The sequence below is a fragment of the Pseudomonas mohnii genome (assembly GCF_900105115.1).
GTDB lineage: Bacteria > Pseudomonadota > Gammaproteobacteria > Pseudomonadales > Pseudomonadaceae > Aquipseudomonas > Aquipseudomonas mohnii.
Genome location: NZ_FNRV01000001.1, coordinates 6,413,632 through 6,428,527 on the forward strand (window position 1 = coordinate 6,413,632; position 14,896 = coordinate 6,428,527).

At 58.9% G+C, this 14,896-nt stretch carries 11 protein-coding genes; 6 read left to right on the forward strand and 5 right to left on the reverse strand.

Going from position 1 to position 14,896, the window contains the following annotated elements; genetic code table 11:
• Window positions 1–6 precede the first annotated feature (6 nt).
• Together mexE and BLV61_RS29840 are read right to left on the reverse strand one after the other, a co-directional pair.
• Window positions 7–1,260 carry a multidrug efflux RND transporter periplasmic adaptor subunit MexE gene (gene mexE, locus BLV61_RS29835; protein WP_047528679.1) on the reverse strand — a complete coding sequence of 418 codons (1,254 nt, stop codon included), beginning with the start codon at window positions 1,258–1,260 and terminating at the stop codon, window positions 7–9.
• 541 nt (window positions 1,261–1,801) lie between these two features.
• Complete coding sequence (locus BLV61_RS29840) at window positions 1,802–2,383, reverse strand: helix-turn-helix domain-containing protein (protein WP_090469548.1); 582 nt, start codon at window positions 2,381–2,383, stop codon at window positions 1,802–1,804.
• Between the two features lie 153 nt (window positions 2,384–2,536).
• Between BLV61_RS29840 and BLV61_RS29845 the strand changes: the two genes are divergently transcribed.
• Entirely contained in the window at window positions 2,537–3,430 is an 894-nt protein-coding gene (locus BLV61_RS29845) for a DMT family transporter (protein ID WP_090469551.1), read from the forward strand.
• A 374-nt stretch (window positions 3,431–3,804) separates the two neighbouring features.
• On the opposite strand, the gene BLV61_RS29850 is transcribed toward BLV61_RS29845, so the two are convergent.
• Window positions 3,805–4,719 carry a LysR family transcriptional regulator gene (locus BLV61_RS29850; RefSeq protein ID WP_047528682.1) on the reverse strand — a complete coding sequence of 305 codons (915 nt, stop codon included), beginning with the start codon at window positions 4,717–4,719 and terminating at the stop codon, window positions 3,805–3,807.
• Window positions 4,720–4,988: 269 nt separating this feature from the next.
• Between BLV61_RS29850 and BLV61_RS29855 the strand changes: the two genes are divergently transcribed.
• A complete protein-coding gene (locus BLV61_RS29855) occupies window positions 4,989–6,011 on the forward strand; it encodes a zinc-dependent alcohol dehydrogenase family protein (RefSeq protein WP_047528683.1) in 1,023 nt (340 codons plus the stop codon).
• 335 nt (window positions 6,012–6,346) lie between these two features.
• On the opposite strand, the gene BLV61_RS31210 is transcribed toward BLV61_RS29855, so the two are convergent.
• On the reverse strand, window positions 6,347–6,589 hold the full coding sequence (locus BLV61_RS31210; protein WP_139213666.1) for a hypothetical protein: 243 nt from the start codon (window positions 6,587–6,589) through the stop codon (window positions 6,347–6,349).
• Between BLV61_RS31210 and BLV61_RS29865 the strand changes: the two genes are divergently transcribed.
• The 3 genes from BLV61_RS29865 to pgm all read left to right on the forward strand — a co-directional run bounded on the left by BLV61_RS29865 (window position 6,575) and on the right by pgm (window position 11,255).
• Window positions 6,575–8,059 carry a hypothetical protein gene (locus BLV61_RS29865; protein ID WP_090469554.1) on the forward strand — a complete coding sequence of 495 codons (1,485 nt, stop codon included), beginning with the start codon at window positions 6,575–6,577 and terminating at the stop codon, window positions 8,057–8,059. The two genes, BLV61_RS31210 and BLV61_RS29865, sit on opposite strands and share 15 nt — an antisense overlap.
• A gap of 37 nt (window positions 8,060–8,096) precedes the next feature.
• Window positions 8,097–9,497: an aminotransferase-like domain-containing protein gene (locus BLV61_RS29870; RefSeq protein ID WP_090469557.1), complete on the forward strand. Its 1,401-nt coding sequence runs from the start codon at window positions 8,097–8,099 to the stop codon at window positions 9,495–9,497.
• A 111-nt stretch (window positions 9,498–9,608) separates the two neighbouring features.
• A complete protein-coding gene (pgm, locus tag BLV61_RS29875; RefSeq protein ID WP_090469561.1) occupies window positions 9,609–11,255 on the forward strand; it encodes a phosphoglucomutase (alpha-D-glucose-1,6-bisphosphate-dependent) in 1,647 nt (548 codons plus the stop codon).
• 111 nt (window positions 11,256–11,366) lie between these two features.
• On the opposite strand, the gene BLV61_RS29880 is transcribed toward pgm, so the two are convergent.
• Window positions 11,367–12,062, reverse strand: coding sequence for a pirin family protein (locus BLV61_RS29880; protein WP_090469564.1), 696 nt, complete (start codon window positions 12,060–12,062; stop codon window positions 11,367–11,369).
• Between the two features lie 278 nt (window positions 12,063–12,340).
• Here BLV61_RS29880 and BLV61_RS29885 point away from each other — a divergent pair, with 278 nt between their 5' ends.
• Window positions 12,341–14,815 carry a UvrD-helicase domain-containing protein gene (locus tag BLV61_RS29885; RefSeq protein ID WP_090469568.1) on the forward strand — a complete coding sequence of 825 codons (2,475 nt, stop codon included), beginning with the start codon at window positions 12,341–12,343 and terminating at the stop codon, window positions 14,813–14,815.
• Window positions 14,816–14,896 lie beyond the last annotated feature (81 nt).

The window sequence follows — 14,896 nt, forward strand, 5'->3', positions numbered from 1 at the left end:
TATCCCTTAACCGCGTGGAGTCGCAGCAGCCAGCTTCACAGCCGTACCCGGCGCGACCTTGACAGGTGCGACTTGGGGCAGGTTGCTGGCTTCCAGCGCTTGACGTTGTTGTGCCAGGGCCGCGAGGGTTTGCTCGCTGGCCATCGGGATCACTTCAGGGGTGACTGGCGAGCCGGGACGTACCCGTTGCAGACCCTTGACGATGATGGTGTCGTCCTTGTTCAAACCGTTGCGCACGATGCGCAAGCCTTCGATTTTCGGGCCCAGCTCGACCGCGCGGTAGGCGGTTTTATTGTCGGCATCCATCACCAGCACGAACTTCTTGCCCAGGTCAGTGCCGACGGCTTCATCGTTGATCAGCATGGCGTTGTAGGTGCCGCTGCCGACCAGTTTCAGGCGCGCATAGAGGCCCGGGGTGTAGCTGCCGTCGCTGTTGTCGAAGACGGCGCGACCACGGATGGTGCCGGTTTTCGGGTTGACCTGGTTGTCGACGAAGTTCATCTGGCCCAGGTGCGGGTTGCCGTCTTCGTTGGACAGGCCCATGTAAACCGGGGTGGCGGCGCCACGTTTGCCCTGGCGGGCGAGCTGGGTGTACTTGAGGAACACACGCTCGTCAGCGTCGAAGTAGGCGTAGACCTTGTCGGTGGAAACCACGCTGGTCAGCGCGGTGGTATCGGCGGTCACCAGGTTGCCGGCGGTGATTTCCGCGCGGCTGACGCGACCGCTGATGGGCGCGGTGACGCGGGTGAAACTCAGGTTCAGTTTGGCCAGGTCCAGTTGCGCCTGAAGCGCGCCGACGGCGGCGCGGGATTCTTGAGCGGCGCTGGTACGCGAATCGGCCAGTTCAGCGGAGATGGCATTGCTGGTGCGCAGGCGTTCACCGCGCTGGGCTTCGTTTTCGCTGCGGGTGGCGTTGGCGCGAGCCTGGGCGACCAGGGCTTCGAGGCGGCGGACCTCGGCCTGGAACGGACGGGGATCGATCTGGAACAGCAGGTCGCCTTTCTTGACCAGGGCGCCCTCGGTAAAGGCCACGTCATCGATCTGGCCGGAGACCCGTGGACGAATTTCTACGGTTTCCGGGGCTTCAAGGCGCCCGGTGAATTCGTCCCACTCGTTGACCGGTTGCTCCAGCACCTTGGCCACGCTGACCTTGGCCGCCGGCATCGTGGCCGCGGTTTGTGGAGCTTTGCCGCAGGCGCTCATCACCACTACGGCCAACACGGCCAACGGGAAGCGCAAATGTTTGAGTGATTGTTCCATGGATGCATCCGCCAATGTATTGAGATTGGCGAATGATGCGCGGCAGGGTTGGAGCGGACGAATCGAACGGGGCGAAGATAACTATCATTCGGAATGATGGGAGAGGCCCGGCGAGCTCTCTAGCCTGCGCCTTATATCCAGACTGGATCAACCCGGTTGATGGCATTTGTGTGTTGCCGCCTACGCAATGGTCTGGTTGGCAACCTGGTCGCGACCATCGCTGGCTAGCAGCGATGGCGCTGAATGCCTTCACAAAGCACTCAAGCCAGACTGTCCGGATCCGCGAAGAACATTTTGACCAGGCTCTAGAACAATATTTTCAGGCAGAAAATTGTCAAATATGACACCAATATTGCCCCCCACTTTTACCCCCAAGTCGCTCGTGAGACACGAACGAAAACGGCGAGAGCTGGCAGAAGTCCATTAGGGTTCTAATGGTTACTGTTAACTCCACATTGGAGTCAGGGGCATCGCCAGTCGCTGTCAGCGCGTCCAGGAAATGCAGGGCGATTCAACATTTGGCGTGTCCATGGCGCCTACCTTAGGAATGCTCTATCACCATCACCGCAGTAGTGTCCGCCTCGAGTGCTTCGAACACGTGAGGCACATTCGCCAGGTAGCTGATGTAGTCGCCTGCGTTCAGCAACACAGGTCCGCTCGCCGGGCCAATACGGGCGCTGCCACTGCACAACACCACGTGCTCTACGGTTCCCGGTGGGTGAGGCTGAGACAGCCGAACTTCACCGGGCTGCACCTTGAGCCGGTAGATGTCGCGCTGTACTCCCGCCGGGCAATCGGCAAGCAGTGTCGCTGCGTAATTAGCAGTCTCGGCATAGGTGGTCATGCCCTCGTTGGCGCGAATCACCCGTAACGGCTGTTGGGGTTGCTCGAAGAACCGGGTGACTTGCAACCCCATTGCCATCGCCAGCGACCACAAGGTTTCGATGCTGGGGTTACCGATTCCCGACTCTAATTGAGACAAGGTCGACTTTGCCACCCCGGCGCGCTTCGCCAACTCGGTCAAGGAAAGCCCGGCGGCCAAGCGTTCGCGTTTGATTGAAAGCGCCAGCAGATCGATTCGGCTCGGATGACTTTTTGGTAGGTCGTTCGTTATATCGGTCATTTGTTTTATAGATCATCCTTAAGTGGTTGACGCTCTTGGGTGTCCTGTTCATTATAGTGGTCATTAGTTCATTATAAAGTTCGTTTGCCGAACCAACCCCTGCGAACGGCGGCTTAGGTTACGGCAATGTCGACGGCAAGGAAGCAGTGAGTGATGAAGTCGCAAACCCGTGGGACGCTCGAATTGATTTCGGCCATGGTCATCTCCGGCACGGTGGGCTGGTTCGTCATCATGTCGGGGCAGGGCCCTGAGGCCGTGGTGTTCTGGCGTTGCTTGTTCGGCGCCATGGCGATGCTGGTCACATGCCTGGTGCTTGGGGTGCTGCGCCGCTCCCTGATCACCGCCCGGCAGTTCATTCTGGTGTGCCTGGGCGGGGTGGCGCTGATCCTTAACTGGGTGCTGCTATTCAGTGCCTACAAACATTCCTCTATCGCCATTGCCACGGTGGTCTACCACGTTCAGCCGTTCATGCTGGTCGGTCTGGGTGTGCTGTTTTTCGCTGAACGCCTCAGCGCCGCCAAGGTTGGCTGGCTGCTGTTGGCCTTCGCTGGGCTGATGTTGATCGTGTCCGCCAAGGGCAGTGGGCAGGCCACCGGCGCCGACTACGTGCTCGGCGTCTGCCTGGCCCTGGCTTCGGCCTTTTTCTACGCCGTGGCGGCGGCGATTACCAAGCGCCTCAAGGACTTGCCCGCGCACCTGATCGTGCTGATCCAGATGGTGGTAGGCGTGCTGGTCCTGGCCCCGTTCGTGGATTTCAGCAGGGTCGATACAGCCGAGGGCGCCTGGACATATCTGATCATTATCGGCCTGGTCCATACCGGGCTCATGTCGACCCTGCTGTACAGCGCCATCCAGAAAATCCCCACGGCGTTGGTCGGCGCACTGTCGTTCATCTATCCGATCGTCGCCATTCTCGTCGACTGGGTTGCCTTCGCCCATCCGCTCAGCGCCCTGCAAGTGCTTGGCGCGAGCGCGATCCTGCTGGCGGCGGCGGGCATGAATTTTGGTTGGTCGCTGGGCCGCGCCCCGCGTCAGGAAGTGACCTAGGGTCGGACGTGACATCGCACGCCATCTGATATCTGCATCGGCTGTTTTTTGGGTTTTGGAGGTTCAGGGCTGGAAGATGCAGATTCCGCCGCTCAAGCTCTTCTATAACCCTGTAAAAAATGGATCGGTGGAGAGCCACTGATGCGACCTTGACTCATCCACTAATGTCTCAAGCCTCCAACGCGTGCACATATTCTCCAGTCCGCACGTCGTGATAGTTAGGGGTCTTATATCTCGCTCAGTGCCCCCATCCTCATCAATAGCCTGCTTGACCTCAGATGTGCCCCCGGTGTAGCAATCCACTGGAAGTGATTGGAGCTCCATGGTTTGTGGAAAGGCAAAAATGATCAGCTGAACAACCTGTTAGACGACCCCTAGAGACTATCGGGATCCCCGAAAAACATCTGAATCCGCGACCGCAACCAGCGCTCGCCCGGATCGTTGTCCTGCGACCCACGCCATGCCATGTGCAATTCGAAGCTGCGCACTGGCAGCGGCGGATCTTCGGCCCGCACACCGCCTGCGGCGGTCAGCGCGTCGGCTGTATAGTCCGGCACGGTCGCCACAATGTCGGTGCCGGAGAGGAGGGTGCTCAAGCCGTTGAACTGCGGGACGGCCAGTACCACGTGACGTTTGCGCCCGAGCTTTTCCAGTTCTTCATCAATGAAGCCGCTGAGATCGCCCGCGAACGACACCAGCGCATGGGGCCGCGCGCAGTAATCATCCAGGCTCAAAGGCCCCGGCACAGTGTCGGCCCGCAGCAACTTGGGCTGGCTGCGGCGCAGTACTTTGCGTTTGGCGTTCGCCGGCAAATCGGTGGTGTAGCTGACACCGATGGAAATTTCGCCGGATGCCAACAGTCCCGGCATCAGGATGTAGTTGACTCGTCGCACCACCAGGACGATCCCCGGGGATTCGGCGCGCAGCCGCTTGAGCAACATGGGCAGCAAGGCAAATTCAACGTCGTCCGACAGCCCGATGCGAAACACAGCGGTACTGGTGGCCGGATCGAACTCGGCCGCACGGCTGACTGCGGTGGAAATTGAATCCAGCGCTGGCGAGAGCAGGGCGAAGATCTCCACGGCCCGGGCGGACGGCTCCATGCTGCGGCCGGTGCGCACAAACAGCGGATCATCAAACAGCCCGCGCAGGCGCGAAAGCGCCGCGCTGATGGCAGGTTGGCCGAGGAACAGTTTCTCGGCAGCGCGAGTCACGCTGCGCTCGTGCATCAATGTTTCGAATACGATTAACAGGTTCAGGTCGACACGACGCAGGTCATTACGATTCATCTGGAGTCCTGGCAGAGTCAGCAAACTTGACGTGTGCAGCCATATGAGAACAATGGCCAGCGAGAATATTACGGGGAAAGGCTGGTACTCTGCACCGAGTAATTCAGTTTTCCTACAAGGATGGCTTCGGTTTCCTACGACATTTGAGAATGTTGGCGCTGCGGCGGAATCAATGACAGGCATGTCGACTATTAATAGCCACTGATAGTCTTGGGCTAAAAGCCCAGCTAGAGTTCAGGGCATTAGAGGTTTAACTGGCGAGGTTTGCGATGTCCCGCACGATCCGTTTTCACAAGTTTGGTCCAGCCGAGGTGCTCAAATGCGAAGAGCATGCGGCGTCTCTGCCTGCACCGGGTGAAGTGCAGGTGCGCGTCGAAGCCATTGGGATCAGTTGGTACGACACGCTGTGGCGCCAGAACCTGGCGCCGTCCCACGCCCGTCTGCCGTCCGGCCTTGGCCAGGAAATGGCGGGTATCGTCACCGCTGTCGGTGAAGGTGTCGATGACCTGGCAGTCGGTGACAAGGTCGCCAGTTTTCCGGCCGAAAGCCCCAACGACTACCCGGTCTACGGCGAGCTGATCGTGCTGCCGCGCACATCACTGACCCGCTATCCCGACGTACTCAGCCCGATTGAAGCGAGTGTGCACTACACACCGCTGCTGATCGCCTATTTCGCTTATGTCGATCTGGCGCGGGTCAAACCCGGGCAATTTGCGCTGGTTACCGACGCCAGTCACTGCGCCGGCCCATCGTTTGTACAACTGGGCAAAGCCCTGGGCGTACGGGTGATCGCGGCGACCAAAACTGCGGATGAACGTGAATACCTGCTGTCGCTGGGTGCCGAGAAAGTGATCGTCACCGAGGAAGAAGATCTGTTGATGCGGATCAACAAGATCACCGACAACCGTGGTGTGGATGTGGTGTTCGATGGCTTGGGTGGGCCGCAGATGTCGCTGCTTGGCGATGTACTGGCGCCTCGGGGCAGCCTGGTCCTGTATGGCCTGCAAGGGGGCAACCAGACGCCATTCCCGGCCTGCGCAGCGTTCCAGAAGAACATTCAGTTCTTTGTGCACTGCATCGGCAACTTCACCGGCAAGCCGGAACTGGGCATCATCCAGGATCAGGTGGCATTGCACCGTGCCTTGCGCGACATTAACCAGCTGACCGCTGACCGCGTGGTATTGCCACTCAAGACTCGGGTCTTCCCGTTTTCCGAGTTTGTCGAAGCACACCGCTACATGGACGAATGCCCATGCCGCGAGCGGGTTGCGCTACAGGTCGAACCGGCCTGATCCCCCCAAAAAGTCCGTGCTTGCACGGACTTTTTACTGTCGGCACCTTGTGCCATGAGACACCTCATCGGCCTGCCGACGGGCCGGTTCAGCAACTGAACTGGTTTTTGCTCTCGATCTGTAGCTTCTAATCAGCATCTAAGCCCTGATAATTGAATGATTACTTTCATCTCAAGGAATGAGTCATGGTCAGGTATCAGATCGATACTTTTCGCTATGCAGCACTAATACATATCCAAAAAAGAGTGGGCTGTTACGCCGTTACCGAACAATCGCGGGCAACTTCTTTCTTTATTTTTTGTATTACGCGTCTGTGGGGCTCTGTCGGAAACTTCCTAGGACGTCGAGCGCAAACGGAAGAAACCTTGCCAGCCGGGCGTTTCCTCAGCGCAGACGCTATTCAACACGTTGGTAACGTCCAAACCGTTCAAATCTTGGCCAGAAAACTTAAGTGCTAACATTTGGCAATCATGTTCCGTAACTAAATCATCTCCAGACAATTCCTTGCGCTGTGCATGCAGTTGTTGCGCGATATCGAACTTATGAGCATCAGGTAAATAAAAATGACCAGCATCCATGATCAAGCGATGAACTATGTCTATCAACAAGTGTTGCAGCGCCTGCTGGGTTTTTTTTCCCGTGCCGAACGAACTGCGTTGCAGTTGTTGATCCAGCGCCTGGCAGTGGCGGCTGGCGGTATGGATCAAATAGCGGACTTCAAGGTGCTGGCGATCCAGTCCGGCTCCCGTGACAGTTGCTACACCCTGGCGATGCTGCGCGCCGCGCAATTGACGATCGCCACCCGGTCCCCGGCGACATTCCAGCTGCGAGTGGCCACCTTGCGCTTGAACAGCACCAGCACGACGGCGCTGGAAAACATTCATCGGACGTGCAGCGCGTTGTTCGTCTTTGACGATCCACGGGTCGAAGTGCTGATGGTCGATAACAGGGAAGTCCTGCCGTTCGATCACGTGGCACCGACGTCCAGGGCCGGGCGCGAGTCCCATCGAATGAACCAGTTGATGATTGGCCATCGTCGTGTATGGGATCAGCCGCTTGATCTATGGGATGACGGCTATCTGGCCACCGGCGAGTTCTATGGGCAAATTGCCCGCTGGAACCATGGCGTCGATGCTTTGGTCAGCGGCGACGCGCTTCGCCAACAGAAGCAATTTATCGAAGGGTTGAGACGTGCCATCGCGAAAGCCGGACTTGAGCCATTGAGCCATGTCCAGCCGGGTTACGACGGCCTGTTCGCTTTGCTGGACGAATTGGGAGGCGACTGCTTCCGCGCGTTATATGGCGAGCACGGCCAGGCACCCTGGCGTCCGGCCGATCAGTTTGAAACCTGTCGGCGTACCGCGTTCATCAATATTCACGACATTCTGGTCAACAATCTGGAAGACCGTTGGCCATTGTTGACCGAGTTTCTCGGTTTCCAGGCGGACGAGTTGTCGACTCAGCTCAGCGACAATGAATACGTGAGTCTTGATGTTCTGGCGCACGTTCGAGGGCTGCAAGCCTGCTTCGTGCAGGGGCAAACCTATGAGGAGGGCGTCGCCCGATACCTGCAGCGCACCTTGGTGATGATGCGCCGCAAACAACTGCCGGAGCGCCTGTGCGAGCAGGCGGTGGAAGCCTTCGGCAACCCGGCGACACTGGCTGAGCAACGCGCACGTACGGCGGCCGAGATCCAGCGCAATCTTGGCTTGAGCGAGGCACAACTGCTGTGTCTGCTGTTTGCGCCTTTCGTCGACAGTGGCGCAAACCTTGAGCGCTTCCTGCGTCAGTGCCACCCCGGCATGCTCGTGGCCATGCCCGACCTGCACCGGGCCATGCAGGGGCAACCGGTCGCCGAGCAGGTCATGCAATGGATGGTTGATGTCAGCGGCTTGCCGGTCAGCCTGATCGGCAAGCTGTACCACATGAGATCGGTATCCGCCCATGAGGGCTGGGCGGGCGAGTCGGCAGGTGCCGACACGCCGTCGCACATTGAGGGCAGCGAAAACGCCGACCCCGTGACGAGTGAACGGTCGGCGGGTCGGTGAAAGTGAGCTTCAGACGCCTCATCATCGGCCATCTCCCATGAAAGGGCCGCGGGAAACGGATTTTGCTTATCAGGCGGTGTACCGCTATCTGACCAGCCTGATCAGCGAGCATGCTACTGATGCGCGCGTTCGCCTGCCATCGTTGCGTCAACTGGCCCAGCGCCTGAACGTATCGATCTCGACCATTCAATACGCCTACTCGCTGCTGGAGAAGGAAGGGCGCGTCTACTCGTTGGCCAAATCCGGTTATTACGCAATGCCGGTGCCTTCCATCAGCACGCTCTACAGTGGCGACGACCTGCTGGAAATGGTCTACAGCAATGCGCGACGCCCTGGCACGCTGAACCTGAGCGCCGACGAGCCCGCATCGCTACAGTCACTCGACAGCCCGTTGTTGCTGTTGGAAAGAGAGCTGCTGCGCCAATATCCACGCCAGCCGCAACCGTCGTCACAACCCTGTGGCGAACTGGAATTGCGCACCGCCCTGGCCGCGCGCTACACCTCATCGCCGGTGCGGTGCTGGCACGCCGATGATGTTTACATCGGCGCCGATCTTCGGGGCGTGCTGGAAATCCTGATCACCGTGTTGTGCCTCAGGGACGCCACGGTAGTGGTCGAGTCGCCGTGCGACTGGGCGCTGTTGCGCTTGCTTCAGGAGGCGTGCGTGCGGGTGATCGAATGGCCGGTGCTGGCTGACGGCGAGCTGGATATCCAGCGTCTGAAGGACCTGCTCGAAACCGAATCGGTGCGGTTGGTCATGGTGTCCTCCGGCCTGAACATGCCCCGAGGCAGCCGGGCCCCGGATCACAACCGCCAAGCCGTCGCGCAACTGCTGGAGCGGTATGACTGCCAGGTTCTGGAAAACGATTGTTACGGTGAACTGGGTTTCGAACCGGAGGGCGTGCGCTTTCGCGACCTGTTGCCTGTCGAGCGATTGATCGTGTTTTCCACCTTCGAAAAAATCATCGGCCCCGAAGCGCCCTACGGTTATCTGCTTTCACGCCATCTGAGAGACGAGTTGCAGCGGCATTTTCTGTTGCGCACCTTCCGTCTTTCGCCGATCCGCCAGAAAGCCATTGCCCGTCTGTACGGCAATGGACGCGTGGATCAGCATCTACAGGTACTGCGACGGCGGCTCAAGGACAGCAAGACGCAGATGACCCAGCTGCTGCAGGAGCGGATGGGCGATGCGTTGCAGTTCGTCGAGCCGCACGGTGGTGCAACCATCTGGGTGAACTCGTCGCGCCGGGTCGATGTGCGCCGGGTTTTTCAACGCCTGCTCAAGCACCAAGTGGTGATTGCGCCAGGAGAGCTGTTCAGCCTCCAGGGGCTGCACGCACAACATCTGCGTTTGAGCCACACCTTTGGTGGCGAACAGGACCTGGCGGAAGCGCTGGGCTTGCTGGGGGACGCTTTGCGCCTGGAAGCGATCGAGTGAGCAGGGCGGCAAAACATCAGCCACACTGATGGATCGATCCCATCGCACTATGGTCAAACTGCCAGTAAACTGCGCTCCTATCCCTGAACCACTCTATTCCAGAGGTTTTGCATGACACTCAGTCCTTTTGCGGGTAAACCGGCACCGGCAGAACTGTTGGTCGACATCCCGCGACTGGTAACGGCTTATTACACGGGCCAGCCTGACGCCTCGATCTCCACCCAGCGCGTCGCCTTCGGCACGTCCGGGCACCGGGGCAGCTCGTTCGACCTGAGTTTCAACGAATGGCACGTCCTGGCGATCAGCCAGGCGATCTGCCTGTATCGCGAAGCCCAAGGCATCGATGGCCCGCTGTTTGTCGGCATCGACACCCACGCGCTCTCCACCCCGGCCGGTGCCAGCGCCCTTGAAGTGCTCGCCGCCAATGGCGTGACGGTAATGATCGCCGAAGGCGACGAATACACGCCGACCCCGGCGATTTCCCACGCGATTCTCTGCTACAACCGCGGACGCACTTCGGGGCTTGCCGACGGTATCGTCATCACGCCGTCCCACAACCCACCGCAAAGCGGTGGCTACAAATACAACCCGACCAATGGTGGCCCGGCCGATACGCACATCACCAAGTGGATCGAAGCCAAGGCCAACGAGCTGCTGGCCAACAAGCTGGCCGGCGTCAAGCGCATCAGTTACGAACAGGCACTGAAGGCCAGCACCACCCATCGTCATGACTACCTCAATACCTATGTCGCCGATCTGATCAACGTGATCGACTTCGATGCCATCCGCGACGCCAAGCTGCGTCTGGGTGTCGATCCGCTGGGTGGAGCAGGGGTGCGCTACTGGTCGGCGATTGCCGAACACTACCGTCTGGACCTGGAGGTGGTGAACAAACAGGTCGATTCGACCTTCCGCTTCATGACCGTCGACTGGGATGGTCAGATTCGCATGGACCCATCGTCCAGCTACGCGATGCAGGGCCTGATCGGCCTCAAAGAACGTTTCGATGTGGCCTTCGCGTGCGATCCGGATCACGACCGCCATGGCATCGTCACGCCGTCCGGCGGCCTGCTGGCGCCGAACAATTACCTCGCGGTCTCGATCGACTACCTGTTCCAGAACCGCCCGCTATGGCGTGCCGATGCCGCCGTGGGTAAAACCGTGGTCAGCAGTGGCTTGATCGATCGCGTGGCCAAGCGCCTGGGCCGTCGCCTGTACGAAGTGCCGGTTGGTTTCAAATGGTTTGCCGATGGTCTGTTCGACGGTTCTCTGGGCTTTGGCGGCGAAGAAAGCGCCGGTGCCTCGTTCCTGCGCAAGGACGGTGGCGTCTGGAGCACCGACAAGGATGGCCTGATCCCGGCCCTGTTGGCGGCAGAAATGACTGCTCGCACGGGTCGCGATCCAAGCCAGGCCTACCGTGCCTTGACCGATGAACTGGGCGAACCGTTCTCGGTGCGGGTCGATGCCAAGGCCAACCCGGAACAGAAAGCCCTGTTGAGCAAGCTGTCTCCGGCGCAGGTGACTTCCACCGAACTGGCGGGCGAGGTGATCCAGAGCATCCTCAGCCACGCTCCGGGGAACGACCAGGCCATCGGCGGCCTGAAGGTCATGACCGAGAACGGCTGGTTCGCGGCGCGTCCGTCGGGCACGGAAGACATCTACAAGATCTACGCGGAAAGCTTTGTCAGCGACGAACACCTCAAGCAATTGGTGGCCGAAGCTCAAACGTTGGTGGATGGCGCCATCTCCGCCAAGTGATTGAGGGACCTGTGGTGAGGGGGAAAGCCCCCTCACCACAAATGGACAGGCAGAAAATAAAAAAGGGGCAACCATCACGGTCGCCCCTTTTTTTGCCCGGCGTTTATTGGATCAAGCCAGATCCACCAACACGATTTCGCTGTCCTCGATGGCCGTTACCCGCAATACGGATTCTTGCGCGACCGCAACACCATCTCGAGCTTGTGCGCGCAAGCCATTGATTTCAATGATGCCCGTTGCTGGCACCAGGTAGGCGCGACGACCGTTCTCCAGGTGATATTCAGCGGTTTCGCCGGCCTTGAGGTTGGCCGCCACCAGCCGTGCATCGGCACGGATGCGCAAGCTTTGATCGTCGCCAACCTTGCCGCTGGCCAGGGTCACGAAACCTTCACGCTGGCCTTTAGGGAACGGCTTGGCGCCCCAGGACGGCGCCAGGCCGGATTCGTTGGGAATGATCCAGATCTGGAAGATCTTGGTGGGCGTCGCTTCCAGGTTGTACTCGCTGTGGGCAATCCCGGTGCCAGCGCTCATGACCTGTACGTCACCGGCTTCAGTGCGACCTTTGTTTCCAAGGTTATCCTGGTGGCTAATGGCCCCTTCACGGACATAGGTGATGATTTCCATGTCGCGATGTGGATGTTGCGGGAAACCGGTGCCAGGGGCGATTACGTCGTCGTTCCAGACCCTCAGGTTGCCCCAGTTCATGCGTTTGGGGTCATGGTACTCGGCGAACGAAAAATGGTGATGGGCATCCAACCAGCCGTGGTGAGCGCCACCGAGCGAGTTAAAAGGTCTGAGTTCAAGCATGATCGTCTCCTGAAAGGTTCGTCATGGGGCGGCAGGCCTGGGCCATGAAGCGAGACCGGTGGTTGATGACGGGCATCATCCATCAGGCAAGCATCGATAAAAAGCGTAAAAAATGCCGCATAACAATCGAAATGGCTGATAAGTTCGACCCTCAAAACATTCTCATCTCACCTTCAGTTCATCGCATAAGCTAATGAGTCATAAGCAATTCACTAGAACTCGACGGCAAATGCAGACACCATAGCCCTCAACAGCCTCACACCCTGGAGTCCGTCCGCGTGCCGCAACACACCCCCGATCTTCCGCCTGAACTACGTCCTCTGGCCGAGATGCCGCTGCTCAAGCGCCTGGCCGCCCGATTCTTTGGTCACGGCTTGACGCGGTTGCGCGCGCAACACCGAGCATCCTGGCTGCACGGTCAGGCTGACGGCTTCCGCAGCGGGCACATGGCGGGAGTGGATTACGGCTATAAGGAAGGCAAGCTCGAAGGCTTGGAAGAGGGGCGACAGGTCCTGCTGATTCGCGACTCGCGCTCGACCGAACATCGTCCCCCCACTATCGACGATCACTTGTTCGACGATTGGCGTTTGCCGCTGAACGCCGAGGTGAAGAAGCGCATGAAGGCCGATGTCGCGCGACTGCTTGCGCCTCATGCCCAGCCCAGCGCGGCCCAGTGGAAAATGATCTTCAGCGACACACCGACCACTTCGGTGATCGCCGGCGCGGGCGCGGGCAAGTCGACGACTCTGGTGCTGCGGATCGTGCTGCTGAGCCATTATCTGGGCTTCGAGCTGAGCTCGATGACCGTGGTGACCTTCACCCGAGAGTCACGCAAGGACTTCATCAACAAGTTGATCGAACTGTTTGCTCTCTGGGGGCGTTCGCTCACCTTCAAGGACGCTCGCGATCTGGTACGGACCTTCCACTCGCGGATCCTGCCGATGGTCCGCAGTTTGCCAGGCTTCGAACGCCTGCAAGCCTTTGAGAACCTCAGTCATCGTGCACAAAACGGCGAGGAGGACGCTGACAGCAATCCATTTGACCTGCGCATCAATGACGCCCAGCGCCAGCAACTGAACGCCTGTTTTCATGCCTTGCATACGCGCGACGAGCGTTTTCGCGAATTGATCAAGCCGCTGTCGCGCCACGCCCTGCAGCTCAAGGAGCTGGAGCGTGATCACCCTGATGTGCAAAAACGCATGGCGGTGACCGAACTGGCTGCCAAGCGTGACGAAGAACTGTGCGACACGGTGGAAGACTTGTGGTTCAGGGCGCGCGCCTGGCCGATCAAAGGCATTGAGCCGAATCGCCAGACCTTCGAGATCAACGGCTCGACTTTCCATTGCCATGGCTACATTCCGTCCCTGGACGCCTGGGTGATGCTGGGCTTCGATCCTGGGGAAAACCCCCAGGTCAGCCGTCCGAACGCCAAATTGACGGTTCGTGCGGAATGGGCAGTAAAGCGCACACTGTTTCAAGCTTTCTGTCGTAAACCATTGATTTGGCTTGATAGTTACGAATCATCCAAACGTGTGTTGGCCTCGTTGGCCGGTGACGCCAGTGCCGGGCCGGGTTTTGATTACAAGGTCAAGGGTGAGCTTGCTTCCGCGCCGTTGCTGGACTGCTTTGTCGCCGCAGCCGGGTTTATCGAGAACCTCGGCCTGGATGTGCCGAACGCAGTCAGCCAGATGAGCTTTGCCAAGGACGACCCGGACCGGTTTTTCTTCGAGGCATTGAGTCTGTACTGGCGTGCGCTGGAAGACCATTTGCTCGACCAGAAACCGCCGATCATGACCTACAACCGAATGTTTGCCTTGTTCAGCGAACATTCCCCGGAAAACCTGAAACTGCTCAGCGATGAGCTGCTGCGACCCTTGTCACATTTAATGATCGACGAATTTCAGGACGTATCGCCGCAAATTGTCTCCTGGATTCGCGCCAGCCTGGCCGAGATCCGCCGTCGTGGGCCGGCCATGCATGTGGGGCGCGGAGCGCAGCGCTCGTCCTTGCTCTGCGTGGGAGACGACTGGCAGTCGATCTACGGTTGGCGCGGTAGCTCACCGAGCTATTTCATGGAGTTCAACAAGGAATTCTCGTCGCCAGGCACCACCAGGGTCATGCTCAGCGACAACTATCGTAGTCACCAACACATCATCGACGCCGCCGAACACATCGTTCGTGCCGCGCCAGCGATTCCGGGCAAAAAGGCCAAGGCCAGCGGCGAGCCCAAGGACTTGTGGCCCGTCCAGGTGCTTGATCGTGATGACCAGGCCATGGCGGCGTGTCTCATGGATCACTACCGCAAGGGCGATTCAATCTTGATGCTTTATCGAAAAAGTAGCGATAAGTTATTGATAGAAAAGCATATTCAGTCTGTAGTTAATGTTGATTCTAGCTTGCCGTATGAAACTCGGCGCCTCAAGCAACTGACCTACCACAGCGCCAAGGGCTTGCAGGCTGATGCCGTATTCCTGCTCGGCGACTGTCAGCACCTGACCAGCTCACCGTACAAGAATCAGGTCTACCGCATGGCGGGCCTGGGCAAGGCCGGTGACAGCGAGCCCTATGACAACGCGCAGAAAGACGAAATCCTGCGGTTGGCATATGTCGGCATTACCCGGGCCGTCAGTCATTGTTACTGGTACGTCGATGCCCAGGATACCCAAGCGGTGAATATGCCCAAGGCATCCGATCGCATCGGCAAGGGCAAGGCGTTTTTTGCCGATCATCGTTTGCCCAAGGCATCGGCGTAGATTCCCGGATACCTCCAACTTCGCAATTCCCAAGGAACTGCCGAAGGCGCAAAATCTTAATTCACCAAAACCACGGTAAAC

Coding starts and splice junctions, on each gene's coding strand:
- BLV61_RS29840 (WP_090469548.1), bottom strand. CDS start 2,383: ATGACCGATATAACGAACGACCTACCAAAAAGTCATCCGAGCCGAATC.
- BLV61_RS29880 (WP_090469564.1), bottom strand. CDS start 12,062: ATGCTTGAACTCAGACCTTTTAACTCGCTCGGTGGCGCTCACCACGGC.
- pgm (WP_090469561.1), top strand. CDS start 9,609: ATGACACTCAGTCCTTTTGCGGGTAAACCGGCACCGGCAGAACTGTTG.
- BLV61_RS29845 (WP_090469551.1), top strand. CDS start 2,537: ATGAAGTCGCAAACCCGTGGGACGCTCGAATTGATTTCGGCCATGGTC.
- BLV61_RS31210 (WP_139213666.1), bottom strand. CDS start 6,589: ATGGATGCTGGTCATTTTTATTTACCTGATGCTCATAAGTTCGATATC.
- mexE (WP_047528679.1), bottom strand. CDS start 1,260: ATGGAACAATCACTCAAACATTTGCGCTTCCCGTTGGCCGTGTTGGCC.
- BLV61_RS29865 (WP_090469554.1), top strand. CDS start 6,575: ATGACCAGCATCCATGATCAAGCGATGAACTATGTCTATCAACAAGTG.
- BLV61_RS29850 (WP_047528682.1), bottom strand. CDS start 4,719: ATGAATCGTAATGACCTGCGTCGTGTCGACCTGAACCTGTTAATCGTA.
- BLV61_RS29855 (WP_047528683.1), top strand. CDS start 4,989: ATGTCCCGCACGATCCGTTTTCACAAGTTTGGTCCAGCCGAGGTGCTC.
- BLV61_RS29870 (WP_090469557.1), top strand. CDS start 8,097: ATGAAAGGGCCGCGGGAAACGGATTTTGCTTATCAGGCGGTGTACCGC.